This window comes from Bacteroides fragilis NCTC 9343, assembly GCF_000025985.1.
Lineage (GTDB): Bacteria > Bacteroidota > Bacteroidia > Bacteroidales > Bacteroidaceae > Bacteroides > Bacteroides fragilis.
Window position 1 is genome coordinate 1,377,992 of record NC_003228.3, and the last position, 26,363, is coordinate 1,404,354.

Annotated in this window: 21 protein-coding genes; 8 read left to right on the forward strand and 13 right to left on the reverse strand. The window is 42.2% G+C overall.

Annotated elements, in window-relative coordinates:
• The first annotated feature begins 10 nt into the window (after nt 1-10).
• The 6 genes from BF9343_RS05195 to BF9343_RS05220 are packed head-to-tail and all read left to right on the forward strand — an operon-like array spanning nt 11 to nt 11,696.
• Nucleotides 11-1,012 carry a virulence RhuM family protein gene (locus BF9343_RS05195; protein WP_010992332.1) on the forward strand — a complete coding sequence of 334 codons (1,002 nt, stop codon included), beginning with the start codon at nt 11-13 and terminating at the stop codon, nt 1,010-1,012.
• The gene (locus BF9343_RS05200; RefSeq protein ID WP_010992333.1) at nt 1,002-4,064 is read left to right on the forward strand and encodes a restriction endonuclease; all 3,063 of its coding nucleotides are present in this window, start codon (nt 1,002-1,004) and stop codon (nt 4,062-4,064) included. The genes BF9343_RS05195 and BF9343_RS05200 overlap by 11 nt, the downstream gene beginning before the upstream one ends.
• A gap of 60 nt (nt 4,065-4,124) precedes the next feature.
• Nucleotides 4,125-7,259, forward strand: coding sequence for a P-loop NTPase fold protein (locus BF9343_RS05205; protein ID WP_061430038.1), 3,135 nt, complete (start codon nt 4,125-4,127; stop codon nt 7,257-7,259).
• An 18-nt stretch (nt 7,260-7,277) separates the two neighbouring features.
• Complete coding sequence (locus BF9343_RS05210; protein WP_010992335.1) at nt 7,278-9,989, forward strand: AAA domain-containing protein; 2,712 nt, start codon at nt 7,278-7,280, stop codon at nt 9,987-9,989.
• Nucleotides 9,990-10,000: 11 nt separating this feature from the next.
• Nucleotides 10,001-10,657 carry a hypothetical protein gene (locus tag BF9343_RS05215; RefSeq protein ID WP_010992336.1) on the forward strand — a complete coding sequence of 219 codons (657 nt, stop codon included), beginning with the start codon at nt 10,001-10,003 and terminating at the stop codon, nt 10,655-10,657.
• 7 nt (nt 10,658-10,664) lie between these two features.
• Nucleotides 10,665-11,696, forward strand: coding sequence for a virulence RhuM family protein (locus BF9343_RS05220; protein WP_010992337.1), 1,032 nt, complete (start codon nt 10,665-10,667; stop codon nt 11,694-11,696).
• 74 nt (nt 11,697-11,770) lie between these two features.
• Here BF9343_RS05220 and BF9343_RS05225 read toward each other — a convergent pair whose 3' ends face one another.
• The 9 genes from BF9343_RS05225 to mnmE form a co-directional block, all read right to left on the reverse strand.
• Nucleotides 11,771-12,298 (reverse strand): hypothetical protein, encoded by a 528-nt coding sequence (locus BF9343_RS05225; RefSeq protein ID WP_010992338.1) that lies wholly within the window; start codon nt 12,296-12,298, stop codon nt 11,771-11,773.
• Nucleotides 12,299-12,302: 4 nt separating this feature from the next.
• Nucleotides 12,303-13,514 carry a hypothetical protein gene (locus tag BF9343_RS05230; RefSeq protein WP_010992339.1) on the reverse strand — a complete coding sequence of 404 codons (1,212 nt, stop codon included), beginning with the start codon at nt 13,512-13,514 and terminating at the stop codon, nt 12,303-12,305.
• Nucleotides 13,511-13,930 (reverse strand): plasmid mobilization protein, encoded by a 420-nt coding sequence (locus BF9343_RS05235; RefSeq protein ID WP_010992340.1) that lies wholly within the window; start codon nt 13,928-13,930, stop codon nt 13,511-13,513. The genes BF9343_RS05230 and BF9343_RS05235 overlap by 4 nt, the downstream gene beginning before the upstream one ends.
• Before the next feature lie 314 nt (nt 13,931-14,244).
• Nucleotides 14,245-15,315: an AAA family ATPase gene (locus BF9343_RS05240; protein ID WP_010992341.1), complete on the reverse strand. Its 1,071-nt coding sequence runs from the start codon at nt 15,313-15,315 to the stop codon at nt 14,245-14,247.
• Nucleotides 15,316-15,317: 2 nt separating this feature from the next.
• Nucleotides 15,318-15,692, reverse strand: a complete 375-nt coding sequence (locus BF9343_RS05245; RefSeq protein WP_010992342.1) for a helix-turn-helix domain-containing protein — start codon at nt 15,690-15,692, stop codon at nt 15,318-15,320.
• A 100-nt stretch (nt 15,693-15,792) separates the two neighbouring features.
• On the reverse strand, nt 15,793-16,638 hold the full coding sequence (locus tag BF9343_RS05250; protein ID WP_041926182.1) for a hypothetical protein: 846 nt from the start codon (nt 16,636-16,638) through the stop codon (nt 15,793-15,795).
• A 169-nt stretch (nt 16,639-16,807) separates the two neighbouring features.
• The gene (locus BF9343_RS05255) at nt 16,808-17,923 is read right to left on the reverse strand and encodes a tyrosine-type recombinase/integrase (protein ID WP_010992344.1); all 1,116 of its coding nucleotides are present in this window, start codon (nt 17,921-17,923) and stop codon (nt 16,808-16,810) included.
• A 117-nt stretch (nt 17,924-18,040) separates the two neighbouring features.
• Entirely contained in the window at nt 18,041-18,919 is an 879-nt protein-coding gene (locus BF9343_RS05260; protein ID WP_010992345.1) for a helix-turn-helix domain-containing protein, read from the reverse strand.
• A 261-nt stretch (nt 18,920-19,180) separates the two neighbouring features.
• Nucleotides 19,181-20,578, reverse strand: a complete 1,398-nt coding sequence (gene mnmE, locus BF9343_RS05265; RefSeq protein WP_010992346.1) for a tRNA uridine-5-carboxymethylaminomethyl(34) synthesis GTPase MnmE — start codon at nt 20,576-20,578, stop codon at nt 19,181-19,183.
• A gap of 121 nt (nt 20,579-20,699) precedes the next feature.
• Here mnmE and BF9343_RS05270 point away from each other — a divergent pair, with 121 nt between their 5' ends.
• Both BF9343_RS05270 and BF9343_RS05275 read left to right on the forward strand, forming a co-directional pair.
• The gene (locus tag BF9343_RS05270) at nt 20,700-22,607 is read left to right on the forward strand and encodes a PAS domain-containing hybrid sensor histidine kinase/response regulator (RefSeq protein ID WP_041926309.1); all 1,908 of its coding nucleotides are present in this window, start codon (nt 20,700-20,702) and stop codon (nt 22,605-22,607) included.
• A gap of 86 nt (nt 22,608-22,693) precedes the next feature.
• Entirely contained in the window at nt 22,694-23,344 is a 651-nt protein-coding gene (locus tag BF9343_RS05275; RefSeq protein WP_005795731.1) for an NAD(P)-dependent oxidoreductase, read from the forward strand.
• Here BF9343_RS05275 and BF9343_RS05280 read toward each other — a convergent pair.
• From BF9343_RS05280 to BF9343_RS05295, 4 genes are all read right to left on the reverse strand, one after another.
• Complete coding sequence (locus BF9343_RS05280; protein ID WP_005785712.1) at nt 23,328-23,855, reverse strand: 3'-5' exonuclease; 528 nt, start codon at nt 23,853-23,855, stop codon at nt 23,328-23,330. The two genes, BF9343_RS05275 and BF9343_RS05280, sit on opposite strands and share 17 nt — an antisense overlap.
• Complete coding sequence (locus tag BF9343_RS05285) at nt 23,855-24,733, reverse strand: nucleoside phosphorylase (RefSeq protein WP_010992348.1); 879 nt, start codon at nt 24,731-24,733, stop codon at nt 23,855-23,857. Before BF9343_RS05285 ends, BF9343_RS05280 begins: the two co-directional genes overlap by 1 nt.
• Nucleotides 24,734-24,859: 126 nt before the next feature.
• Nucleotides 24,860-25,861, reverse strand: a complete 1,002-nt coding sequence (gene floA, locus BF9343_RS05290) for a flotillin-like protein FloA (protein ID WP_005785715.1) — start codon at nt 25,859-25,861, stop codon at nt 24,860-24,862.
• Between the two features lie 25 nt (nt 25,862-25,886).
• Entirely contained in the window at nt 25,887-26,357 is a 471-nt protein-coding gene (locus tag BF9343_RS05295; protein ID WP_005785717.1) for an NfeD family protein, read from the reverse strand.
• Nucleotides 26,358-26,363: the final 6 nt, after the last annotated feature.

A 26,363-nucleotide genomic window follows, 5' to 3' on the forward strand; every position in this document is an offset into this window, starting at 1 on the left:
ATTCGCGATTATGGAAGAGAACAACAAAATACTCATCTATACGGATAGCGAAGGCTTGACCAAAATAGATGTAATATTAGAAGACGAGACCTTGTGGCTTACGCAAGCGCAAATGTGCGAGCTGTATCAAACCAGTAAGTCGAACGTAAGCGAGCATATCAAGCACATATTTGAAGAGGGTGAATTACAGGAAGATTCAGTTGTTCGGAAATTCCGAACAACTGCCTCCGACGGTAAATCATATATGACTGCATACTACAATCTGGATATGATTATCGCCCTTGGTTATCGCATACGTTCTATCATAGCAACCCGTTTTCGTCAATGGGCTACGCAGCGGTTGAAAGAATATATGATTAAAGGTTTCGCTCTTGACGATGAACGACTGAAACAACTTGGAGGCGGTGGCTATTGGAAAGAGCTGTTGGAGCGCATCCGGGACATCCGTGCCACAGAAAAGGTGCTGTACCGCCAAGTGTTGGAAATATATGCCACAAGTATCGACTATGACCCAAGAGCTTCTGTTTCGCAAGAGTTTTTCAAGAAAGTGCAGAACAAGATACACTATGCCATACACGGCCATACGGCAGCCGAACTGATTGTGGAACGTGCCGATGCCGAAAAGGATTTTATGGGATTGCTTACATTCAAAGGGAATCAGCCTACTCTGTCAGAAGCTCGCACAGCCAAGAATTATTTGGATGAGAAGGAACTTCGTGCTATGGGGCAGTTGGTATCTGGATATTTGGACTTTGCAGAGCGTCAGGCAGAACGAGAGCAACCAATGACAATGAACGATTGGGCTAACTATTTGGATAGGATTCTTACCATGTCGGGAGAACAATTGCTATTAGATTCCGGCAAGGTGTCGCACACGGAAGCTATGGAACATGCTACCAATGAATATCGCAAATACAAACAACGCACTATCAGTGATGTGGAACAAGATTATCTGGACTCCATCAAGCGAATTGGCAATATAGGTAAAAAAGGAGACAAAAATGAAAATTAAATACAAGCACCAACGATTTCAGGCTGAAGCTACTCGCTGTGTGACGGATGTGTTCCAAGGTCAACCGAAGAGAGATGGACTGAGCAACTTTTTGATAGACCAAGGCAAAGGCCATATAGGTTTTAAGGTAGAAGGCTTTGGCAACGCCCCCATTGTGCTCGACCGTGAAAGTCTGTGCGAGAACATTCGCACCATACAGATGGCGCAAGGCTTGAAGCCTATCGAACATATACAAGGCGAGGGACTAACCCTTACGGTGGAAATGGAGACCGGTACAGGTAAAACCTATACCTACATCAAGACAATGTATGAACTGAACCAACGCTACGGCTGGAGTAAGTTCATTATCGTGGTACCCAGTATTGCCATTCGCGAGGGTGTGTTCAAGAGTTTTGAAAGTATGGCGGAACACTTTGCCGGAGAGTATGGCAAACGGATGCAATACTTCATCTATAACTCCAAGCAGCTCTCCAAGATCGATGGCTTTGCCCAAGACAACGGCATTCACGTGATGGTCATCAACACGCAAGCATTCAATGCCTCGATGAACGAAGAGAAGAACATACAGGGACGTAGCGGAGACGCTGTCGCACGTATCATCTTTTCCCGACGGGATGAGTTTGGATCACGTCGTCCTATCGACATCCTTGCCAAGACCAATCCCATCATGATCATTGATGAACCGCAAAGTGTGTTGGGTACGGACAAGGGCAACGCCACCCGACGGGGCATACAGCTGTTCAATCCCCTGTTCAAGGTCTTGTATAGTGCCACTCATCGCAAGGACGACATCTACAACATGGTATTCCGACTGGATGCCATTGATGCCTATAACAAGCGGTTGGTGAAAAAAGTGGAAGTGCGAGGTGTGCACCAATTAGGCTCCACCGCTACCAACGGTTATGTCTATTTAGATGAAATCGTTATCGGCAAAGGCAATCCGCAGGCACGTATCGGTTTCGATATGAAAACCAATAACGGTACCCGCCATGTCATTCGCTTGGCAGGCGAAGGCTTCAACCTGAAAGAACAAAGTGGCGGACTGCAAGAATACGAAGACAACTACATTGTAGAACGCATTGACGGACTGACCGGTACCATTCATTTCCTGAACGAACTGACGCTTCATGAAGGAGACATCGTAGGTGCTGCCAACGAAGAACTGGTGCGCCGTATGCAGATTCGTGAGACCATCAAAACACATCTGGAACGTGAACGCCAGTTGTTTCCCAGACACATCAAGGTGCTCTCCCTGTTCTTCATCGACCATGTGGATAGCTACCGCATATACAGCAAAGAGGGTGTGGAGAAAGGAAAGTTTGCCAAGATGTTTGAGGAGGAATACCAGAGAGCCTTACAAGAAATGATGCCTACATTTACGGATGGAGCTTATATGCGTTTCCTGTCCGACCCCAAGAATGCGTGTGACAACATTCACGACGGTTATTTCTCCGTGGATAAAAAAGGTGTCAGCGTGGAATCGAAAAGCAAGGAAGGTGAAAACGAAGAGCGTGGTTTCAACTTGATTATGAAAGATAAGGAGCGTCTGCTGAGCCAAGAGTGTCCGGTGCGTTTCATCTTCTCTCACTCTGCCTTGAAGGAGGGTTGGGACAATCCCAACGTGTTCCAGATTTGTACGCTGAAAGATACTGCCAACGAGATAAAGAAGCGGCAGGAAGTGGGACGCGGTATGCGTCTTTGCGTCAACGACAAAGGTGAACGCCAGGATACCGATGTATTAGGCGATACTGTGTTCAATATCAACATACTCACAGTTATCGCCAGCGAAAGCTATGACGACTTTGCCAAGAAGTTGCAGAAAGAAATAGCCGAGGCTTGCGATACTCGCCCTGTGATAGTGACTGCCAATCTGTTTGCCGATGCAATGGCGCAAACAGAAGATGGAACAACAGTAAAAATCTCCACACAACAGGCAGTAGATATTCACGAAGAGTTGATTACCCAAGGGTATATCAAGAAGGGGAAACTCACTCAGAAGTATTTTGATGAGAAGAAAGCCGGACAGCTTGATTTTGGCGAGGCAAACGAACTGAAATCATTTATCATCAAGCAACTGGATAAGGTATTTGACCCGGATAGTGTGAAACCTACAAACGGAAGGGAAAAGAAAGAGGCAAAATTCAATGCCGACAACTTCCACAAGAAGGAGTGGCAGGAACTATGGAAGCGTATCAACACACGCACATACTACAATGTAAACTTCGACACCTCGAAGCTGATAAAGAACGCAATTGATGAACTGTACAAACATCTGAATGTAACGGAAATCCGCATCGTGGTGGAAAGCGGAGGTATAGAGGGAATTCGCGACCGCGAGGAATTGGAAGTCGGCACAGCTATGTCGGCAGCCAAAGTAAGAACTATCCATGTGAAGGAGGCTGTTGGAAGTGGTGTTACATACGACCTCGTAGGCGAATTGGTGCAAGCTACCGGCCTAACTCGAAGAACCATTGTAGCCATTTTGCAAGGTATCAAACCCACCACATTCCATCAATTCAAGCTCAACCCCGAAGAGTTTATCATCAAGGCAGGACGTATCATTAACGATTGTAAGGCAATCTCCCTGATACAGCATATCCGCTATGAGAAGCGCAACAATACGTTTGATAGCGACATCTTTGAGGAAGCAACACTTCGTGGTACATTGGGCAAGGACGCTATCGAAAGCGAGAAATCGCTGTATGATTTAGTGGTAGTTGATAGCCAAGGTATTGAGCGTTCCTTTGCCGAATCATTGGAAAAAGAGGACGATGTAGTGGTTTACACCAAGCTGCCGGGAGGCTTCTATATCAATACCCCCATGGGTAAATACAACCCCGACTGGGCAGTTGCCTTCCGCGAAGGTAGCGTGAAACACGTTTACTTTGTGGCAGAAACCAAAGGTAACGACATCGAAGCATCCCAGCTGCGAAAAGCCGAAGATGCCAAGATTGAATGTGCCCGTCGTCACTTTGCAGCCATCAGTACAGGCGAAGTGGTATATAGCGTGGTGAAAACGTATCAGGATTTGTATAATGCGGTAACGAAATAACACAATCATCCATGTAGAGGAGCCACTCCCTACATGGTATTTGATTCTTTGAATAGGAACATGATTACAGAGCATCCTTCGTATTTAAGAACGACACCTGTTGGTGAAGACCTATTTATAGGTAAATCTCATGAAGCAATATCTAAAAGAATTGCTCAACAGATTAAAAATGGTAACCATTGCCAAATGATTGGAATTGATGGTGGATGGGGATCAGGTAAATCAAATTTAGTAAAGCTCATTTCTAATGAACTCAATGCAGGGATAAGTGATAAAAAGAAACAAATGTTTCCATTTATCACCTATGATGCTTGGGGGCACAGTTCCGATTTACAACGTCGTACCATATTAGAGGAAATAACAAAATCTCTGATTACTGACTATGAATGTCTTGATAACTCTTGGCAACTAAAACTTAACGAACTTCTTTCCAAAAAGAAAAGCACTCATAACAAAAAAGTTCCTAGACTTAGCACAACTATTAAAGTCGGCATGTTATTAGTGGCATTAACCCCACTAATCAATTGGCTTGTTTCTTTAGTTCCAGACAAATGTGTTTTGGGAAAGATTCTTACGTCTATGATACCTTACATTGTTGGTATCGTTTATGTTGTTTATAAAAAGCATTGCGATGATAAAAAATATGGAATAACTGGAACCGCATCATTCTCGTCTTACTTTGAGGAATTATTTCTTGTGTACAAGGGTAAAATTTCTGAAGAATCAACTTATGAAGTGATTTCTGAAAAAGAACCTTCATCTTCACAATTTAAGGAATGGATGCATCAGTTAGATGGGAGTATCAGGGATAGCAAAAAAGTAATCCTTGTTTTTGACAACATGGATAGGCTTCCTATTGCTAAAGTACAAGAGTTTTGGGCTGCTATACACTCTTTTTTTGCAGAAGAGTCTTTTGATAATCTTGTTATAATTGTTCCATTTGACTGCTCACATATCATAAATGCCTTCAAATCGGAAGATAATACCGATAATAGCCATTGTTACGGCAATGACTTTATTAACAAGACATTTAGTGTGGTACATCGTGTAGCTCCTCCCATCATGTCTGATTGGAAAGCATTTTTCTATCAAAAATGGAAAGATGCCTTTGGTAAAGAAGCTTCTCCAGATAAGGAGGTTACGCAAATATATGATGCTATGACCCCAGAAATTACACCTCGCAACATCATTGCTTTTATAAACGAACTAATTACATTGAAGTTTAACTCTGATTTATCTATTCCTGATAGATACTTAGCATTATACATTTTTGGCAAGGATGAAATTTCAGCTAAACCGTCAATAGAACTTTTGTCTCCTTCATTTTTAGGGAATTTGTCTTGCCTTTATAGTAATGATACCGATATGCCTAAATTTATGTCGGCTATACATTATCAGCTACCTGTAGAGAAATCAATGGATATTGTTTTTACTCGGCAGATGAAAACAGCTCTCGATAATAATGAAGTGGAGACAATTAACCAATTAGCCAAAGATAACTCTACCTTTAAGAGTATTGCAGAAATAGCTATTCTAGATGTCACTAACATTGAGAATGCGACAATAGCACTCGAAAAGGCTGATTTATCTAATATTGAGAAAGGCGTTCTCGATTATATTTGGCAATGTCTATACCATCGTATTCACTCATTAAAAGCAGACTTCACACGTTACAAACCTTTCCACTCAATCTTACTTTCTCATATATCACAAACAGGTAGGAAAAACTATATTTCTATGCTGATTAAACAATACCAAAGCATAAAGGAAGATAGTTTTGATTGCCAGACTTATATACAAGGCATTGATGCCTTGCGGAAAGTAGACTCATTTCATTTAGATTGTGTCCTTGAATGTTTATGGCAAATATCACCTGCATTGTTCGTGAAACTTACTCAAATCACGAAAGATTCATACAATGACTATGGATATTATTGTCCTGAAGAAGATTTAGACGAATACCTTTCTGATTTAAGCATTTCGGATTGGAAATCCATATTTATCAATAAGACATTAGCTGATGAATATAAATTGAATCGCTTTGAGAAAAAACTGCTCGAAAATCTAAAATCCTCTGGGAACAACGTAGATGATGTTAGAGTATGTATTGAACGCCTGAAAGAGATTCGATCCTATATAGATAATGCAGATTCTATAATGGCCGACTCGGCTATCTATAATATATTGGGTAGCATCGATAGTAAGAATCCAATATTCTATGATTTAATATGCATTGGTATGTCCAAATGCGGTTCGTACCAGTATAGAGGATACAGCCCATATTCTATAATGCTATCTTCACCCTCTGACCAAGATATTATTTCTATCTCAAACACCATTAAATGGTATATCAATTATGGTGATCTATTAGTAAGTTATAGTTCATATGATAGTAAACTAACAAATAGTGTTGTAAGACATTTGACCAATAGCTATAATGCTCATAGTAGAGCATCAATCACAAATTGCTTGAAAAATTATACATCTATAAAAGCTCATTATTCACTTGAAGCCAAGGCTTTGTTGACTAAACTTGCTGGATGGTCTACTAACTATAAAGGTGAAGATGTTTTCTCTCCTGAACTAATAAAAGACTGCCTTAATGTAAAAAATGATTTATCAGTTGCAGTATTAAATGCTCTAAATTCAACCTTGCAAAGCAAATCGCAAGAGGTTTGGTGTGATGACTTGAAAAACTCGCACACTTTAGCCGATTATTATGTCATGTATCATCCGGAAATTAATCAAAACTTGTTTGATGCGATAAAAGAGCAGATAAATAGTTGTGTAACTAATAATACTGCCATTGCAAACCAAGACATTGTTGGTAAGTTATTGTCTATATGTAACGTACAAGGCTGTGACGTGAAAAATTTCTTTATAGATACCCTAAATAAATTCAACACAAATCAGTCAACCAAAGGAAAGGTAATTGCATTAGCCCCTTGGATTTTCCAATATGTAGGGAATGACTTGGAGACTTATCAGGATTACTTGTTTAAGTTTTTAGTTACAGAGGTGTTAGAAGATGATGCAATAATTAGTATCCTTAATAAAAACAGACAGATGCTTTCATTCAAAAAACCTGATGATTTTAAGAGGAAAATCAAGCAGTTAGCTGAAGCTAATGGTAACGAATCTTCAGAAATTTGGATGCTGGCAAAATATTGGAAACTTATAAAAGATAAGAAATAAAAATTTGGCACTTTTGCTATGGATTCGCAGTTATACATGATAGTAGATTTAGAGAGATGTGGCGATAAGTGTATGTTTATCACCGAGCAAGTTTCCTCTATCAGCGAGAACAAGAACGGTCTTTGGGCTGTTCGGTTCTCGTCATCTACTCGTGTGTTCAATTACAACAAAGCCCGTCTGTTATATTTTACCGATCCAGAGACCATAGATTTCAGCGAAAAAGGATTGTATATCAAGAATAAGCACATCAACAATGTGGCAGAAGTATTGCGGTTTTCTGACACTCGTCATACATTCTATCGAGTGACCTATCCCAATGGTTACTATGAGAACTTTGAGGGAAATGATGTCTATATCACTCGTACTCCCATTGACAAAAATGGTGGATCTACTTGGGAATATCTTCGTAAATTGGCTGCTGAAACAGGTCTGATGACAGAGGATGAAGATAATATCTTATCCAAGCAGTATGAATTGGTAGATACAATGCGCGACAATGTTCCTTTGGCTCAATATCTTGGTGACAAGTCAAAATTAGCAACATATCGCTTGCCAAAGCAGGTTTATTATCCTTTCGGATGCAATGCCAGCCAAAAGTCTGCGGTGGAGAAGGCATTGACGCATCAAGTAAGCATCATACAAGGACCTCCGGGAACAGGTAAAACGCAAACGATTCTCAACATCATAGCCAATTTGCTTATGGTAGGAAAAACAGTGCTTGTTGTGTCTAACAACAATTCTGCCGTAGAGAATGTAGCAGAAAAATTGGAGAGCGAAGGACTTGGTTTTATAGTAGCCAAACTCGGTCGTACGAAAAATAAAGAGGTGTTTATTGCCAATCAAGTAGGTTATCCTGATATGACAGATTGGAATATTGAGGACAAATCAACAATATATCAATTGGCGAAAGATTCTCTCCAAAACGTGTCACAAGGATTTGACGGGCAGTTACGTCAAGCTCAACTAAAGACGGAATATGATGCGTTGCTGAAAGAGAGCAAATATAATGCGCTATTAGGCGCAAACAGTACTGATAACAACTGGCTTCATGGTAAACCATCTGCCAAACTGATAACGCTGCTCAACCTTTACCAAATGAAGGTAGAGAAGGAGCAAAAGCTCAGTTTTTGGTTTCGTTTGAAGTGGTCATTTGCTATGGGAATGAAGATATTCTCGTTCCTTAACGGTAAAGTTACCGAAGTGATAGCTGGATTGGAAGAAGCCTACTATTTCTCTCGTAAGGCTGAAATCGAGCAAGAATTGGGCTTCATAGTCCATACGCTTCAATCCATTGATATTAACCAGTCTGTAAAAGATCTGCGTTCCTCTTCCTTGCAAATTTTGAAGAATAAGATTGCCAAACGATATGGAACCAGCGAAAGGAAAAGGTTCTCTATTAGGGACATCAAGCCCAAAACAGAGGAGTTCTTGAAAGAATATCCTGTCGTACTCAGCACCACTTATTCTGCCAAAAGTTGTATCAGTAAGGATATGGTATTTGATTATGTGATTATGGACGAAGCGTCACAAGTAGACATTAAGACCGGAGCATTGGCACTCTCGTGTGCGATGAATGCCGTGATTGTTGGTGACGACAAACAATTACCTAATGTAGTGAGCCGTGAAGAAGCACTTGCTCTAAATGCAATTCAGACAACCTATAATGTAGATGACAGATACAACGCTATGACGCATAGCTTTCTGCAATCATGTGTGGAGGTATTCACGGAAGCTCCTGTCACGTTGCTGCGGGAGCACTATCGTTGCCATCCCAAGATTATTGAGTTCTGCAATCAACGGTTTTATAATGGTGAGCTGGTGGCCATGACCACTGACAACGGCGAAGAGAATGTGTTGCAGGTAGTCCGTACCACTAAAGGCAATCATGCGAGAGAGCATTTCAATCAGCGAGAGATTGATGTCATCATACAGGAGGTAATGCCTGAATATAAGTATATGGATAGCGTGGGCATCATTACTCCCTATCGCAACCAAGCGGAAGAAACAAATAAGGCATTAGGGCATGATATTGCCAGTACGGTACATAAATATCAAGGTCGGGAGTGCGATAGCATCATCATAAGCACAGTAGACAACGAACCAACGGAGTTTTCCGACGATGCCAACTTGCTCAATGTCGCCATATCACGTGCCAAGACTCGTTTGTGCATCGTGACCAATGGCAATGAGCTGCCGAAAGAATCGAATCTTGCCCAGCTTATAGCCTATATACAATACAATAATTTCGAGGTCAAGGAAAGCAAACTCCACTCTGTGTTTGATTTGCTCTATAAGCAATACACTGCAGAACGTTTGGCGTATGAAGCTGCCCATCCTTCGGTATCGAACCATCTATCTGAAAACCTTGTTTATACGGTTTTGGTAAAAGCTATTGCTGATTTGAATTTGATTAACGCTGAAATATTATGTCATTATCCGCTCTCTCGATTGATTAGCGATTGGAGTTTGCTTAGTGAAGAAGAAAAGGCTTTTGCAAAAAGTCCGTTTTCTCATATAGATTTCCTTATTTACAATTCGCTCACTAAACAACCACTTCAAACGATTGAGGTTGATGGTTGGCATTTTCACCAGAATAGCGATGTACAGCAATCACGGGATGCCCTCAAAGACCGATTGCTCACAAAGTTTGGTCTTTGTCCGCATCGTATTTCCACTACAGAAACGGTGAATGTGGAAACGATAAAGAAAATCATTTTAATCAGTAGTTAAAAATCAAAGTTATGAGCAGATTAAGCAAACTATATCAGACAATGGAAAACCTAAAGGAATTAGGTTTGTCTATTAATGAAGATCTTATTCAAGAGGCAAATGAGTTAGAAGAAGAAATTATCAAGAAAGAGATTCTTCCGGTGTTAAGCAAAACAATAGAGCCGGCTTTGCAACCTGTAAAGCGTGAACTTGTTTTAGTTGTGGATTATGTGCCGGAACAGCCCCTGAGCGTTCATCTTAGCCGTAAGCGTAACTTTGCAGCGGAGTTGACGGATGCCAAGGAGATGGTGCTCGATCCGGAGGTAACACATCGGAATAATGGTTCTCGTCTGGATGAAAAGATAGAAAGAGGTCCGACAAGAGATATGACGGTTGTTTTTCCTGACGGAACTATAATAGCGGAGAAAACTGCTGTTGAAACACTTATAAATGTTGTCAAAAAAATAGGAGTGGCTGAGGTTCGCAAGGTGGTGGAAGAGTATAATCTCAAATTCTGCAAAGTACCCGTAATTTCAAACCGAAGGGATGCAAAGTACGGTAAAAGTCAGAAAGAATTGGGTGGAGGATGGTTATTGATTACCCATAGCAACAATCGTATGAAAAAGGCTTTTATCGAGAATGTTTCTGAAGTTTTACATCTCGGAATAAAGGTCACCTTAAAAGAATAAGAGAGCTATGGCAAAAAATATAGAAATACGAAATAGTACAGCAGAGTTCCTGATTTTTCAAATTGAGGGAAAAGAAAATGGAGTGCAGGTAATGTATCAAAATGAAACTATCTGGTGTACACAGAAAGCTATGGCGCAATTATTTGACTGCTCCACAGATAATGTCGGACTTCACTTGAAAAATATATATGAAAGTGGAGAGTTGGTACAAGTGGTAACAACCGAGTATTTCTCGGTTGTTCAGGTGGAAGGTGAACGTCAAGTAAATCGTAAGTTGAAATTCTATAATCTTGATGCTATCATTAGTGTTGGCTATCGGGTTAATAGTACTCGTGCCACACAGTTCCGGCAATGGTGTACATATGTGCTTCGCCAGTTTGCTATTCGTGGATATGTGATAGACAAGAAACGAATGGAGAATGGCTCGTTTATCGGAGAGGATTATTTTGAACATTTGCTTGCCGAAATTAGGGAGATAAGGTTGAGTGAACGACGCTTTTATCAGAAACTCACTGATATATATGCCACCAGTATTGATTATAATGTCAATGCACCAACTACGCGTGCATTTTTCAAAAAGGTTCAGAACAAGATGCATTATGCGGTGCACGGTCATACGGCTGCCGAGCTGATTGTTGATAGAGCCAATGCGGAACGAGAACACATGGGACTGACTACATGGGAGAAAGGTCCGCAGGGGAAGATAGTAAAAACGGATGTGTCCATTGCCAAAAACTATTTGCGAGAAAACGAATTGGAAGCAATGGGCAGGATTGTGAATGCGTTTCTTGATATAGCAGAAAATATGGCTAAACGTCACATTCCAATGACAATGGAAGATTGGGCAAAGCGTATTGACAAATTCATTGATGTGGCAGACCTCCCGATATTACAAGATAACGGAAACGTGTCAGCCGAATTTGCCAAAGAGTTCGCAGAAACAGAGTTTGAAAAGTACAGGGTTATTCAAGACCAACTGTTTCAATCCGACTTTGACCGATTCAGCGATGGTAATTCTCCCCCTTTGGATATTGATTGAATGATATAGAGTAAAAAGCAACGAGTTTCAATCCTGATTTTCAGGTTTAAGACTCGTCGCTTTGTAGTAATCTGCTATTTGGGCTTGTTCAATACTTTCGAAAGAAGTATCATTATGGTAATTCCAGCCGTAGCAATCAGAATAGTCCATAAAGCAGCCTTCCAAATCAATGCCGAGTGTAAAATCTCGACATTTGCTATTATGATGCTGGCGAAAAAAGAAGAGAGGGCAACCAGTATTATAATTGTGATGTAGAATGCGGTAGCCGGGATATGGATGGCATTGTCGGCTTTCTTCATTCTTCGCTCGGCTTCCTTGCATTTGCTCTCAATCTGACCAAGAAAATTGCAGAGAAGTGTGGCTCCAAATTCAACTGCCAACTTATGCATTTCTTCAGAAATAATAGGTTTGCACTCACGTATAGAACCGGACAGATTTTCAACTTCTGTTCTCAGCTTATATACATTGTTATTCAGGCTGGCAAGTTCCTTGGCATTTACATCGAGTAGTCGTTTTTCTTCTTCCAGATATTCATTCTTGGGAGTGGTTTTTATGGATTCCACTTCACTCATTTCTGCGGAAAAATCAAATTTCTTTTTCATGGGCTTAGCGTTTTAATCTTGTTTTCGGCTTTTTTCCTATTAAGCGGCTGGCAGCACGAGCGCATCTGCGAGCCCATTGTAAATCGTCTTCGTCCTTGTCTCTCCACGGAAGATCGCTTTGCGAACCTCCGCCACTACCTCCAGTCGCTACATTTGGCGTATCAAGCAGTCCGACAAATATAGCTACAGCCATATCGGTAAGTTCTTGACAGTTGGCAATAAACCTGTAATCAAACTCGTCATTGAAACAGTCAAGTACTTTTTCCGGGATATAGAATTTGTAATCCTTTCCTTCATGACTGAGGGTATAGGAAATCATATCCTGACAATCTGTGAGATATTGGGTATAGTCAATAGGAGCAACCTTATGTATCGCTGCCTGTTGAACGGTTTGGGGAGTATTATTTCTAATGACGGTAGCTGGCTGATGGTGCAGTTTCTTCCATGTCGCAGGAAGTTTCGAGACCATCAGGTTCCTGCCGATTCCCAATTCTGAAGCCTTGTATTTGGTGTTTCCATTCATGAGGGCATATCCACGAAGAATACCTTTCTTGTCCTCTCTTTCATGGACGGTATAACCTTTCCGTATAAGAGCATTCTTGTACTCATCCCATGACCACGATGGCATTGCTTTCAATACATTCATGCAGTCTCGGTTCACTTGTGGCATGTTGCGATTTCGGACTTGTGCCGCAGTCGTCCAGCCTCGTTTTTTTGCCACTCGCTCGGCAGCACGTTGCGCACGAAGATGAATGTTGTGGTCGTTGTTGATATTGCCGTCTTCATCCAAACGGCAAACCGCGGCATGAAGGTGGGGAACTTCGCCTTTAGATTCCGTATGAAGCCAAACCGAGTATTTGCTACCCGCCAAATTGGTCGGACGGGAACGGACTTTTCCATCCTTGCCGGTAATCACCAGTTTGTCGAACTCCTCGGCGAATTCCTGCCAAAGATTTTGCCAATCTTCGATGTCATAGAATTGGGTATGCTCAGGCGATGGACTCAACTCTATTCTGATTATGGAATTCTTTATAGGCCGATATTGGGATAGGGTCAACTGCATGGAGTTCCATATTCCCATAGCGTCCGGTTCTGAGGGTAACAGATTGTCCAATACCCGATAGATTTTCTCCGGATGCTTTTTATGCTGTGATTCGCCGGTAATGTAACGGATGTCGTTTATACCGTGCGATATGGCTTTGGCTTTTGCAATCATTCTTCTTCGGATTTTGGGTTAGACGGAGTTTTATTCTTCTCTTTTACTGCACTCAGGAACTGGCAGACACTTTCGGCTACATTGCCTAATTCTTTCAGCCAGCCCACCATAAACGGAATCTGATTGAACATTGCCATGCGCTGCTTTGTGGACATTCCGTGTAGGGCGGAGGTGTATTTTACGAGGTCTGACCGACAATCGTCCAGATTCTGCAACAGTGCTGCTTCTTCTTTCGTAAGCCTCGCTTTGGGTTTGAAGTTATAGGCACACGACAATAGGTAATCGCTTACAGTCATGCCACATTGTCCGGCCAGTGATTTTATATGTTCCTTCTGAGTAGGAGTGACTTTCGCTCCGATGAAGACGTTTCTGGTTTCTTTCGAAGAGTCCGATGTATTTACAATATTTTCTTTCATTTGAATCGTTTTATAATGGTTGAATAGGTGCGAGCTTGCGAGTACCACACCGGCGAGGGAACTGAGCAAGCGAGAGTGCCAATGTACAACCGTAACGCAGTGAGGTTATACATTGGCATATCTCGCAACAGTTACCTGTTGATGCTTCACGGCAAGCCATATCGGATGCGTATAGTGAACTGGCACTCGGATCGGAAACATAGGATGATATGAGCCTCTAAAAGAGGGGAGAATATGAATATCTCACATGATGTCTTCCTGCCGACTTTGCTTTATTCTTATATATACGCCCCGACAATAAAGTAAAGTTGAACTCAATAATGGTATTCTGGATTGAAGGCATAATCTTTCCCTTCTTTTATAACCATTTGTTTGTCGCTTAGCAATGTTGCGACCTTTACCGCCTTGTTATAACCGAGTTTTATACCCTGTAATCCGTAACCCTCTTTCAAGCGTTCTATATAATCATCGTAATTGCTGATGTTTCCATTGGCAAAAACGGCATCCAATGCTGGACGATGTACATTCTTTGGAATCTCCTTGTCCGGATCGAACGGTCCTTTGGTTGGTCGTCCGGTCTTCTTCTTTTTGGGCAGATAGGACTCTACCGATTCGGGCATGGCTTCCTCGTTTATGCGGAAAGCGAAAGGTTCAAACTCATGGTCACGGATATGGACGGCTTCGACCACGCTTACAGTCTTGTCCTCTTTGTCCACTTCGATCTGCATGATGGTTTCCGCTTTGTTGTTGAGTTCCGTGCCGATGTGACCACGGGCATGTTCATCATTCTTGTTCTGATGCAAGACGGTATGGATATGGATTTGCCTGTCATCCGTCCACTGCATGAATTTGGAGATGATGTCGGTAGATTCGCTGGAGGAGTTGATGTCGTAAAGGAAATCACGAATGCCATCTATGATGACCAATCCCAAATCCGGTATTGTGCCAATGGCCTGTTCGACTATCGCCAGACGTAGTTTAGGGGAAAACTTGCGCAGAGCCAGCATAATCAGATTATCCGGATTCTTGTATTCCGGCAAGTCGGCCAAACGTAAGATGCGTTTCAATACCTGTTGGCAATGATACCGCCCCTGCTCTGTGTCTATATATAGAATCTTCCGCTTATTCTCAGGGAACATAGACCGGTAATGAAGAACGGTGCTGCCACTCAATGCCGATGCGACAATGGCTGAAACGTTGAAAGTTTTCTTGCTTTTGGCTTTCCCGATGGAAGCGCTGAAGTTTCCCAATGTTCCGATAACAGTATCGTCCACCATCAGAACCACCGGGGAGTGTTCGTATGTACTTGTTACGCTTATTGTTGACTCCGCCATATAAGCGACCAATTCTTCCGGAGAAAGAATAATAGTGTCCGTCTTTTCCATCGCTACCAGTTTTTAGAGTTCGGTTTACGGCGATGGGAGGCGAGCAAGGACTCATTCTCGTCCTCGAAACTTTGCGGAACCGGATTCTTCCGGGAAGATTCCAGCCATCTATCCAGTTCGTCACGATAGATGTAGAGATGCTTTCCTTGTTTTATAACCGGAATATCGTCCTTCTTGACCTTGTAATAAAAGGTCGACAACGGCATTTTAAGATAGTTGCAAGCCTCCTGTACGGTCATGGGGACGTGCGTGTTCTCTTTGGTTTCGTACTGCTTGGAAAGTTTCTCCGTAAGCAGGCTTTCCATACTTGCGATTCTGTCGCATAGTTCGCCTACCACAGTCGGCAGGTCGTTGAATGTCAGTTGGTCTTTTTCCATATTATGACTATTTTAATCGTTTAACATGCTGCGAACCAACTCAATGAAACCTTGCAGAACAATACAGACCGGATTAATTATTTCGTCTGCATACTTTTTTTTATTGCGAGTCATCATTATCTACATCTAAATGGAAGCGATAGTCGCCTTTATCTGGTACATCAATGGGAATCTGGCTTGGAACATTATCCCGTAAATTGAGTCTGAGATATTCAAGGGTCGCGTTTACGAGTTCGTATGGAAATGATTTCTTGATAAAAACGGCTCTTTTCGCTAAGGGCACTCCCAAGCGTTCACCGACATTCCATGCCAAATGGCGAAGCCCAGGCGACCTCAGCGGATTGTCTATATTGGAACGAATCGGTTTATATGATTCAGGTTGATCGTAAGCCATATACTCTATATTGAAAATAAGGGTGGCAATATCCTCTTTGGAGAGATAGGGGGCAGTCTTGACGGTTACATATTCCCGAATCGCATCCATAATTTCCACTTGCCTTTCAATCTCTTTCTTTTTTAGTTCCACCAATATGGAATCATATTTATTCAAATGAGAATCTTGTGGACAATCAGAGTTTACTGTATTTGGATTCGACAGTTGGGACGGAAAAGACTCCTGTTCAGGCAAATCCATCGGTTGCTCGATGGTCAGTATTTCAGTGGCATCTATAGATTCTATGGCGTTCTCTGATTCTACAATAGGGGTAGATGGCTCGCCCAAAGAGAAGTTGATAGGATTTTTTGTCAGCCATTTATAGAAAAAATTGTGCAGGAGCCCGCACAATATGATAGCTATTACCAGTCCAAGGATGACAGGAGTCGTTATGCGCATGATATTGATGTCATGGCAAAGGAAAAGATAAGTATCTATGGCCGCATAAATGATAACGGACAGTGCGAGGATAAAACTTATCTTTTTAGTCTGAATTTGTTTTTTATTCGTCATGGTCTGCAAGTATTTGGAATCGTTTTGCGCTAAAGATATAATCGATGTTCCAGATAGTTGCAATAAAAAGACTGATAGTTACCACGTATCATGCTAAATATCACGGTCAGAGTATGATTTTTCACATAAAATCATACTCTGACCGCAGAAATCGAGGACGAAACGGCTGTCAGTCTTTCCTTGTCAAAGTAATCTTTTTGCTGGCTTCACGTTTGTTGGCATCCACGACTTTGATATACCTTTGCGTGGTGGTGATACTCTTGTGCGCCATGATGCTCTGTATGGTACGGATGTCCGTCCCGGCAGCTGCTTGTAGCGTTGCAAATGTTCTCCGGTACGAGTGAAATGTTATGTTCTTGGTAATTCCGGCAGAACGAATCCATTCTTTCATCGGTATTTGTGTCCAACTACGCATAAGTCCCTTGAATACCAAACCTTTCTTTTCAGAACTATAGCCTATCAATCCCAATGCTTCTTCGCTGATGGGAATGATGTCTTCCGCTTTGTTCTTCTGCGTAATGATGTGTACGCATTTCCCACCAGCAGAATAGTCCACGATGTCTTCCCAACATAGCGAGAGAATGTCACTGATACGCAAGCTGGTCATACAGGAAAACAGCGATGCCGTTTTCAGAATAGGCTTCTTACAAGGTGTCTCGGCCAATTTGTACAGTTCCTCAACAGACAGGGCCTCTTTCATTACATCTTCTGTCTCTATCTTTTCCAAGAAGTCATTGACATTGGTCTTTATCATCCCATTACGGTAGAGTATTTTCAGGAAACCTCTGAAAGTAGACCAATATCCTGATGCGGAGTTCCGTGTGATACGTCCGTTACGCCTTAGCTTCTTGGCACTCAGCAGATATTCCCGAAACTTGTTACAGAGGTCGATGTCAATCTCTTCAAAGGTGCATTTGCCATGTACGAAGTTATTGAAATGCAGATAGACAAACTCCCATTTCTGGTCATGCTTACGGAGCTGCTTGCGATAATACTCCAGAAAGTCTGCCTTGAGTTTGTACTTGTCAAAGAAGTCATACCGTTCATTGACTACCGACTCGAACCTGCGGCAACGGATGGCTTCGGCTTTCTCGGTCATTACCTCGTTGAAATTCTGTTCACGTTTGTTCCTCGGATTGGCATAGATATAAATACCAAGCGATTCATGACGGATAACTTTCATTGTCTCTTTGTCTCGATACCCCGGATAATAATCCAGATAGAAAGACATCATCCTGCCTTTTAGCGGACGTGTCCTTAATGTCACAGTCTTGCATTCATGCATAATGTTATATTTTTATGGTTATTATTAATTCGTCGGCGAAACTCTATAATGTAGTCATGCAGATTACCTACAGCAGGGATTAATTTTTGAATAATTTGCGGATAGCCATAAATTAGACTATTTGCGGACACCCATTACCCGGTCAAACTCCACTTTCAGGAATCTGACGAACCGTCCGTTCTTCTCCCGGTTGATCTGATGGAATTGCAGAATACCGTAAACCGAATCACGAGAGAGTTTGAATTTCTCCATCGCCTCCTTGACGGTGTAGTATTCCGCCTTGCTCTCCTGTTCGGAACTCTTCGAGAGGTCGAAGTGGAGCTTTGAGTAGAATATCTGCCCATGCTCTTTCTTGGAGGGAATGTTGTTCCGATACACTTGCGAACGGATGGCGACACGTGTCATACCGTACTTCTCCTGAATCTCTTCCGGTGTGTACCATTCAGTAAGGTCGGAATCTACCTCGTATTTGGCAAAGGCAGCATCGATATGTTTCTTGCTGTAATAGTTGAACTGGCGGATTCTCACTTTCGGCACTTTATGTTGCCGAGTGTAAGTCCACACCCATTTGGCGTTGACCTTATATTTTTCCGCAATCTCTTCGGCTGTGTAATACTCGGAGATGTTGAAGTCGTTTTTCGCAACCAGTCGTTCGTAAGGTTTGCTTTTGAGCATTAACTCTATGTCTGCACGCCTTACCAAAGCCATTCTTCCGCTAATTCGGGATGCTCTAAGTTTATCCTCTTTGACTAATTTATAAATGTACTGACGGCTCACGCCCATCAATCGGGCAGCCTGCGAAAAAGTGAAATATTCCTGCTTCTCCAAACTGGAGCGCAACTCCTGCATTTCCTGAATGTGGCGCAGTTCCATTTTGCGCTCCTTGATACGATGTTTGTAACCTCGCTTCGAGCATTGAGGGCTACAATAACAGGTCGTTGTTTTCTGTGCAATGAACGGTTTTCCACACCATTGACAAATTCTCTTTACTTCCATATTTCCTATATCATTTTCTCTGTTTTTTAATTTCCCTTTTTGTCTACACATGTAAACCATTGTCAACACACGTCAACTAATGCGTCATTGTGACATTCGGGCTAACCGTGAATTTCTGTCGCGGTAGAAATATGATAGAAAAATATGGATAAAAACCGTTATCTCCAAATACGGACTGGAAAGTGTTAAAACAGAAAAGTCACTGATACACAGTGACTTTATTCTAAATGATTATAGTTGGTTACGGCTGTTTACAAGCTATCATTTGCCGATGCAGAAATGCGCAAATATATTTTGCAGCACCATATCATTTGTCACTTCCCCTGCTATATCGGATAAATGGAAAATACATTCGCGTATGTCTTGTGAAAGAAAATCTCCGGAGATATTTGCGTCCAATCCTTCTTGTACCCGGTGAATTGCATCCAGCGCACGTGTTAGTGCTTCGTAATGGCGGACGTTTGTTACAATGACATCATTCTGGGTGACTGTTGGTAAATGAGCGGCTGCTACGAGTCTCTGTTGGAGTTCATCCGTGTGCAAACGTTGTTTCGCAGAAATAAAAATAGATTCTATTTCCGAACCTATATGCTCAGAAAATTGTGAGGCAAGTTCGTTTTTCTGAGTTTCATTTATCAGTTCTACCTTATTAAAGACTAAAATCAATTGTTTGTGTTCACAACGAGGAAGAATCTTATCGGAGAGCAGTGTTAACTGTGAAATTGCGTCAGCCGAATCAATCATCCACAGTACAATCTCTGCCTGATCGAGTTTTTGAAAAGTCCGTTCGATACCCAGGCTTTCGATCGTATCACTGGTCTCCCGGATACCGGCTGTATCGATAAAACGGAAAGTGATGCCACCTATATTCACAGTATCCTCGATGACATCCCGTGTAGTGCCGTGAATATCGCTTACAATAGCCTTGTCTTCATTCAGCAGGACATTCAGTAGAGTTGATTTTCCTGCATTGGTTTCTCCGATAATAGCTACCGGTACACCATTTTTTATGACATTCCCTACACTGAACGAATTGGCCAGACGTGCAATGACTTCTTCTATCTCGTCAGCCAGTCGGCGTAGGGCGGAACGGTCCGCAAACTCTACATCTTCTTCACTGAAGTCCAGCTCCAGTTCAATCATTGAAGTGAAGTTCAGCAGTTTTTCACGTAGAGTTGTCAATTCTTTGCTAAAGCCACCGCGCATTTGACTCAAGGCAAGACGGTGGGTAGCAGCAGAGGAAGAGGCAATCAGGTCGGCAACGGCTTCGGCCTGACTTAAATCCATTTTACCATTAAGAAACGCTCGTTGAGTATATTCTCCCGGTTGTGCCATGCGACACCCGTTCTTAATCAGTAGTTGCATCACTTGTTGTAAAATATAAGATGATCCGTGACAGGTGATTTCAGTGCTGTCTTCCCCTGTATAAGAGTGTGGAGCTCGGAAGAGACTGACAAGAACTTCATCTATCATTTCTTCTCCGTTATAAATTCGGCCGAAAGTAAGCGTATAAGGTTTCTGTTCACTCAGCAGCTTTCCGGATTTGGCCGGGGTAAAAATACGGCCGGTGATGGTAATAGCTTCAGGACCGGAAACACGAATGCTTCCGATGGCTCCTCCTTGAGCGGTTGCTATGGCGCAAATTGTGTCTTGATTCATTATCTAATTCATTTTGAGAAGCAAAGATAGAGCTTTCTTGGTAAAAAACAGAGCAAACAGATAGAAGTTATACTTTATTATTTTATCTTTGTTCGCGTACAGCAAGACAAACTTTATGGCTATGGCACACACACTGGATTCATTCCCGGATACCGGAGACCTTGAGAATTTGAAAGATAATTATCAGAAAATCACTTCTGTCCTGGCAGGACATCAGATTGCATTTTGGGAATATGACATTCCTACAGGAGAGTGTAATTTCACAGATGAATATTTCCATATTTTAGGGTTGAAGGAGGCCGGAATCATATTCAGAGATATTAATGACTTTTATCGGTTTGCCCATCCGGAGGATGTTATCTCTTACCAAACGACTTTTGCGCGGATGCTTGAATCGGAAACCAAAATCTCCCAAATTGTGGTACGTTGTGTAGGGAGGCGAGGAGAAACAATTTGGCTTGAAGATAATTTTATTGCTTATAAGAAGAATAAGGAGAATGGCTCTGATAAAATTATAGCATATACTGCCAATATCACTTCACGTTGTGAAAAAGAAGTCCAGATCAGGCAGCTTGAGGAACGAAACCGGAAAATTATTGAAGCACTACCGGAGTTCATATTTATTTTTGATGATAATTTTTTTATTACGGATGTATTGATGGCACCCGATACAGAGTTGTTGCATCCGGTGGAAGTGTTAACAGGAGCAGATGGGCGATCTATTTATTCTTCTGAGGTCAGTGACTTGTTTATTAGCAGTATTCATGAATGCCTAAAAAGTGGGAAGTTAAAAGAAATAGAGTATCCTGTGGATGTCGAAGCCGGCAGACATTTTTTTCAGGCACGCATTGCTCCGTTTGAGGGAAATAAGGTGCTGGCCTTGATTCATGATATTGGTGATCGGATGCGACGTTCGCAAGAGCTACTTGAAGCCAAGCAACGGGCAGAAGAGGCTGATCGGATGAAATCAGTATTTCTGGCCAATATGAGTCATGAGATACGTACTCCTTTAAATGCCATTGTGGGCTTTTCGGAAATTATAGCTTTGACTGAGGATGAAAAGGAGAAAGAAGAGTATTTAGGGATCATTCAGCAGAATAGCAATCTACTGTTACAACTGATTAATGATATTCTCGATTTGTCACGAATCGAGTCGGGTAAGTCGGAAATGCATTGTCAGTTGACGGAAATGAGCGGATTGGTAGATGAAGTGGATAAAGTACATCGTCTTAAAATGAAAAAAGGAGTCAAGCTGAATGTGATTCGTCCATCAGAGGAAATTTGGATTTCGACAGATAGGAATCGGGTGACGCAGGTATTGTTCAATTTCTTGTCGAATGCAATTAAAAATACCATTGAGGGTAGCATTACTTTCGGACTTGTAAAAGAGGAAGAATGGGTTAAACTTTATGTAACAGATACCGGCTGCGGTATTTCCAAAGAGAAATTACCTTTGATATTTACCCGCTTTGAGAAGTTGAATGATTTTGTACAAGGAACAGGGCTGGGATTACCTATCTGTAAGAGTATTGTAGAGCGGTTGGGCGGTCGGATTGAAGTGGAATCCGAGCTTGGGCAGGGGAGTACTTTCATTCTTTATTTGCCCAATAGGCAAGTACAGGAAGTTGTGGTTGGCGAAAGAGAAAACGCAGCGGGTAATATGGGAGTGGAGAACCGGCAGAAGAAGATACTGATTGCGGAAGATGTGGAGTCCAGTTATCTGCAGATTAATGCCTTTCTGAAAAAAGAATATACGATTCTTTGGGTGCCTAATGGAGAAGAAGCTGTGAAGAGTTTCATACGCGAGAAGCCCGACTTGATTTTGATGGATATCCGAATGCCGGTGATGAATGGTATTCAGGCAACAGCAAAAATTCGTGCTATCTCGCAAGAGATACCGATTATAGCAATTACAGCATATGCCTTTTGTCCGGAAGGAGAGCGAGCTCTTGAAGCAGGGTGTAATGAAGTGATTGCAAAACCATATCCTCTGGAGAAGCTGAAAGAAACGATCGAAACTTATTTATAGGAGGGAGGAATAGTCGGTCTTTCAATGCAACAATTTATCATATAGTATGTTCTGTAGTAAATAATGCTATAAAGATAAATTGGATTATGAAGAAAGTAGTACTAATCGGGGCCAGCGGCTTCGTCGGTTCGGCTATTCTGAATGAAGCTTTGAACCGTGGATTCCATGTGACGGCGGTAGTTCGTCATCCTGAAAAGATCAAGATAGAGAATGAAAATCTGGAAGTGAAGAGAGCTGATGTTTCTTCATTGGATGAAGTCTGTAAGGTTTGTAAAGGTGCTGATGCCGTGATCAGTGCTTTCAACCCGGGGTGGAATAATCCCGATATATACAAGGAAACCATTGAGGTTTATCTGACGATTATCGATGGTGTAAAAAAGGCTGGAGTTAATCGTTTTTTGATGGTGGGTGGTGCCGGTTCACTGTTTATTGCTCCCGGCATCCGACTGGTCGATTCGGGAGAAGTTCCCGAAAAGATATTGCCTGGTGTGAGAGCCTTGAGTGATTTTTATCTTGATTTTCTGAAGAAAGAAAAAGAGGTTGACTGGGTTTTCTTCTCGCCGGCGGCAGATATGGCTCCTGGAGTACGTACAGGCAGATATCGCCTGGGGAAAGATGAGATGATTGTGGATATGGTAGGTAACAGTCATATATCTGTGGAAGATTATGCGGCTGCCATGATTGATGAGCTTGAGAAGCCGGAGCATCATCAGGAGCGTTTCACCATAGGGTACTGAGCGGACGATATTTTTCAAGGAAATTGAGATATAGCTTTGCACATCCCCGGGCATCGGAAAGTGCTTCGTGGTGTTTAAGTTCGATGCCTTCCCGTTCGCAACAGGCGCTTAGGTTGACCGGCTTGTATCCTAAAGAACGATAGATGCGGCAGGTACATTCCCAACGTTCCGGAAGCGATAACTCATCATAATCCAGTCCGTACATCCGCATGGTATTTTTCAGTACATTGCGGTCGAATTGTTCATTGTGCGCAACTACTACGTTGCCTTGTAAGCGCTTTTTGACTTCGGGATAGATGGCATGAAATCCCGGGAGTGACTCTGTCATTCCCGGCGTTATTCCATGTACAAGCATATTTGCACGCCAATATTCATTCTCCGGTGGTTGAATCAGGCTGTAATATTCGTCTGTAATCTCTCCGTCTGTAACGGTAACGATACCTACCGCACAAGCACTTTCCATGTATCCTGTGGCGGTTTCAAAGTCAATGGCGGCAAATGATAAATTCATCAGATTCGATCGAGAATAGTTTTAATTAATGTATCGATGGTATTCTTATAGCCTGTGTTCGCTTCTTTGATCAAGCGGTTAGCTATAACCATACAAACGGTCATGGCTTTGTGTCCCATCAGCTTGCTGAGGCCGGCAAGGGCGGAACTCTCCATTTCGAAGTTGGTTATCTTGTAACCTTTATATTCAAACTTTTCGATTTTATCATTCTGCTTAGGGTCCGCCAAGGGAACACGGAGTTCGCGTCCTTGCGGTCCGAAGAAACCACCGGCTGCAATAGTAACACCGCGCACCATATCTTCTTGCGCAATACGGTCTATTAATTCTGCATTGGCATCAATAACATAAGGTGCAGGAGCACACATGTTACCGGACCAACCCATGTGATTCAGAAATGCCCGTTCAAAGGGAAGGTCACAAACAGCATTGCGTCCGGCATAGAAGTTCAACAGTCCGTCAAAGCCGATTGACTTTTCAGAACAGACGAATGTGCCGACCGGTGTGTTGGGTTGCAATCCTCCGCATGTACCGATGCGAACTAACTCTAAAGAGCGGAGGTGCTCTTTTTCTTCCCGAGTCTGGAAGTCGATATTTGCCAAAGCATCCAGTTCATTGACTACGATATCGATATTGTCACAACCGATACCGGTAGAAACGACAGTTATCCGTTTGCCTTTATAAGTTCCGGTAACCGTTTTAAATTCGCGGCTTTCCACTTCACATTCTTTATTTTCGAAGTGAGAAGCTACGAGTGCCACCCGTCCGGGATCACCTACCAATATTACTTTGTCTGCCAACCATTCCGGCTTTACATGCAAATGGAATACCGAACCGTCTTCGTTGATAATTAATTCGGAGGAAGGAAAATACTTTTTCATGTTATTGAAAGGTTTTAGTTTAATAAATACGTTCACCACAAACTACATGGATTAACCGCTTGTTTCCCGAGATTGTTCTCTCCGGCGGTTATACTGCTCTCTGTTGTTTGTGGTGAAATGCTTTCTCTAATCGCTCAACGGTTTACTGGTAGCTCCACCGATAGGTTTAGCTATGTTTTCACGCATTGATGTATCAGCTTGAATATTTTTCATTTTATAATAATCCATAATACCGAGATTTCCACTACGGAAAGCTTCAGCCATGGCCTTTGGAACTTCCGCTTCTGCCTGAATTACATTAGCACGGGCCTCTTCCGCTTTGGCTTTCATTTCTTGTTCGGTAGCCACAGCCATTGCGCGGCGTTCTTCCGCTTTTGCCTGCGCGATATTCTTGTCGGCATTTGCCTGGTCTATTTGCAGGGCAGCACCAATATTCTTACCTATATCAATATCAGCGATATCAATAGAGAGAATTTCAAATGCAGTACCGGCATCGAGTCCTTTGCGCAGCACTAGTTTTGATATGGAATCAGGATTCTCAAGTACTGACTTATGGTTTTCAGAGGAACCGATTGACGAAACGATACCTTCACCTACACGTGCCAGGATTGTATCTTCGCCGGCACCACCCACCAATTGGCGAATATTGGCACGTACCGTCACACGTGCTTTGGCTATCAGCTGGATACCGTCTTTCGCAACAGCTGTTACGGGTGGTGTGTCGATAACTTTAGGATTAACCGACATCTGCACGGCTTCGAAGACATCGCGACCTGCAAGATCAATTGCAGTAGCCATTTGGAATGGAAGTTCGATATTGGCCTTCGATGCAGATACCAATGCATGGACTACCCGTTCTACGTGTCCGCCTGCCAGATAGTGTGCTTCAAGTTCATCACGGGTGATGTTGCTCAGACCTGCTTTATGTGCTTCAATCATACCCGGTACGATGATGTATGGCGGAACATTACGGATACGCATCAGAAAAAGTTGTACCAAAGAGATATTAACTCCTGATACTTTGGCTGATAGCCATAGGAAAAAAGGTACATAATGAAAGAAAAGAACCAGGAAGATAATACCTCCCGCTATCAAGAAGATAGTCAGATACATAGGTTCGACATTCATAATTGTGCTTGATTTTAAGTGAATATTAGGATTTTAATTTTTCGACAAAGATTATTCCATCAGTGATCCGATTGACAACAATCGGAGTTTTTTCATTCAGTAATCCGTCCATTGACTTGACCTCTATGATATTGCCATTGATTTCAGCATTGCCAATTTGAGCCAGTCGGGTAATCGTGATACCTGTATCGCCAACTTTTACTTTTTCGGCAGCGCTTCGGTCTATTTTGGATGTTATGTCTTTCTTCAATGCCAATTTATCCAAGGTTTTCGACCGCATGAACCAGACAAGCGAACCGATACAGGCAATTCCCGATATAATAAGTGTTATAAACCCTGCACCTGTTCCCAGGTTAGCAAAAGCATAATAGTTTGCATAGATAATGCAGACCAAAGCTGAAATACCGGCGAGGCTGATACCCGGAATTACGAACAGTTCAACTAAAAAGAGTATTACTGCGGCGGCTATCAGTGCAATGATGATCAGTACATCCATAGTTTG

What these genes read in the sequence shown, in the direction of transcription:
- BF9343_RS05195 (WP_010992332.1), top strand. Translation starts at nt 11, where the DNA reads ATGGAAGAGAACAACAAAATACTCATCTATACGGATAGCGAAGGCTTG.
- BF9343_RS05200 (WP_010992333.1), top strand. Translation starts at nt 1,002, where the DNA reads ATGAAAATTAAATACAAGCACCAACGATTTCAGGCTGAAGCTACTCGC.
- BF9343_RS05205 (WP_061430038.1), top strand. Translation starts at nt 4,125, where the DNA reads ATGATTACAGAGCATCCTTCGTATTTAAGAACGACACCTGTTGGTGAA.
- BF9343_RS05210 (WP_010992335.1), top strand. Translation starts at nt 7,278, where the DNA reads ATGGATTCGCAGTTATACATGATAGTAGATTTAGAGAGATGTGGCGAT.
- BF9343_RS05215 (WP_010992336.1), top strand. Translation starts at nt 10,001, where the DNA reads ATGAGCAGATTAAGCAAACTATATCAGACAATGGAAAACCTAAAGGAA.
- BF9343_RS05220 (WP_010992337.1), top strand. Translation starts at nt 10,665, where the DNA reads ATGGCAAAAAATATAGAAATACGAAATAGTACAGCAGAGTTCCTGATT.
- BF9343_RS05225 (WP_010992338.1), bottom strand. Translation starts at nt 12,298, where the DNA reads ATGAAAAAGAAATTTGATTTTTCCGCAGAAATGAGTGAAGTGGAATCC.
- BF9343_RS05230 (WP_010992339.1), bottom strand. Translation starts at nt 13,514, where the DNA reads ATGATTGCAAAAGCCAAAGCCATATCGCACGGTATAAACGACATCCGT.
- BF9343_RS05235 (WP_010992340.1), bottom strand. Translation starts at nt 13,930, where the DNA reads ATGAAAGAAAATATTGTAAATACATCGGACTCTTCGAAAGAAACCAGA.
- BF9343_RS05240 (WP_010992341.1), bottom strand. Translation starts at nt 15,315, where the DNA reads ATGGAAAAGACGGACACTATTATTCTTTCTCCGGAAGAATTGGTCGCT.
- BF9343_RS05245 (WP_010992342.1), bottom strand. Translation starts at nt 15,692, where the DNA reads ATGGAAAAAGACCAACTGACATTCAACGACCTGCCGACTGTGGTAGGC.
- BF9343_RS05250 (WP_041926182.1), bottom strand. Translation starts at nt 16,638, where the DNA reads ATGACGAATAAAAAACAAATTCAGACTAAAAAGATAAGTTTTATCCTC.
- BF9343_RS05255 (WP_010992344.1), bottom strand. Translation starts at nt 17,923, where the DNA reads ATGCATGAATGCAAGACTGTGACATTAAGGACACGTCCGCTAAAAGGC.
- BF9343_RS05260 (WP_010992345.1), bottom strand. Translation starts at nt 18,919, where the DNA reads ATGGAAGTAAAGAGAATTTGTCAATGGTGTGGAAAACCGTTCATTGCA.
- mnmE (WP_010992346.1), bottom strand. Translation starts at nt 20,578, where the DNA reads ATGAATCAAGACACAATTTGCGCCATAGCAACCGCTCAAGGAGGAGCC.
- BF9343_RS05270 (WP_041926309.1), top strand. Translation starts at nt 20,700, where the DNA reads ATGGCACACACACTGGATTCATTCCCGGATACCGGAGACCTTGAGAAT.
- BF9343_RS05275 (WP_005795731.1), top strand. Translation starts at nt 22,694, where the DNA reads ATGAAGAAAGTAGTACTAATCGGGGCCAGCGGCTTCGTCGGTTCGGCT.
- BF9343_RS05280 (WP_005785712.1), bottom strand. Translation starts at nt 23,855, where the DNA reads ATGAATTTATCATTTGCCGCCATTGACTTTGAAACCGCCACAGGATAC.
- BF9343_RS05285 (WP_010992348.1), bottom strand. Translation starts at nt 24,733, where the DNA reads ATGAAAAAGTATTTTCCTTCCTCCGAATTAATTATCAACGAAGACGGT.
- floA (WP_005785715.1), bottom strand. Translation starts at nt 25,861, where the DNA reads ATGAATGTCGAACCTATGTATCTGACTATCTTCTTGATAGCGGGAGGT.
- BF9343_RS05295 (WP_005785717.1), bottom strand. Translation starts at nt 26,357, where the DNA reads ATGGATGTACTGATCATCATTGCACTGATAGCCGCCGCAGTAATACTC.